Origin of the sequence: uncultured Cedecea sp. (genome assembly GCF_947498825.1) — a bacterium.
Classification (GTDB): Bacteria; Pseudomonadota; Gammaproteobacteria; order Enterobacterales; family Enterobacteriaceae; genus JGM124.
The window spans coordinates 1-639 of sequence record NZ_CANMLV010000060.1 but is presented as its reverse complement, the minus strand read 5'-3'; the positions used below and the strand labels follow the sequence as shown (position 1 = coordinate 639).

At 52.4% G+C, this 639-nt stretch carries 1 rRNA gene; it reads left to right on the top strand.

Features of this window, described 5'->3' with window-relative positions:
• A 23S ribosomal RNA gene (locus Q1A40_RS22915) occupies nt 1–639 on the top strand; the annotation flags it as partial.

The following is a 639-nucleotide window of genomic DNA, read 5'->3' as shown; positions in this document are numbered from 1 at the left end:
GCAGAAGGGGCTTAGTGATGGGGTGACTGCGTACCTTTTGTATAATGGGTCAGCGACTTATATTCTGTAGCAAGGTTAACCGTATAGGGGAGCCGAAGGGAAACCGAGTCTTAACTGGGCGTTAAGTTGCAGGGTATAGACCCGAAACCCGGTGATCTAGCCATGGGCAGGTTGAAGGTTGGGTAACACTAACTGGAGGACCGAACCGACTAATGTTGAAAAATTAGCGGATGACTTGTGGCTGGGGGTGAAAGGCCAATCAAACCGGGAGATAGCTGGTTCTCCCCGAAAGCTATTTAGGTAGCGCCTCGTGAACTCATCTTCGGGGGTAGAGCACTGTTTCGGCTAGGGGGTCATCCCGACTTACCAACCCGATGCAAACTACGAATACCGAAGAATGTTATCACGGGAGACACACGGCGGGTGCTAACGTCCGTCGTGAAGAGGGAAACAACCCAGACCGCCAGCTAAGGTCCCAAAGTCACAGTTAAGTGGGAAACGATGTGGGAAGGCACAGACAGCCAGGATGTTGGCTTAGAAGCAGCCATCATTTAAAGAAAGCGTAATAGCTCACTGGTCGAGTCGGCCTGCGCGGAAGATGTAACGGGGCTAAACTGTGCACCGAAGCTGCGGCAGCGA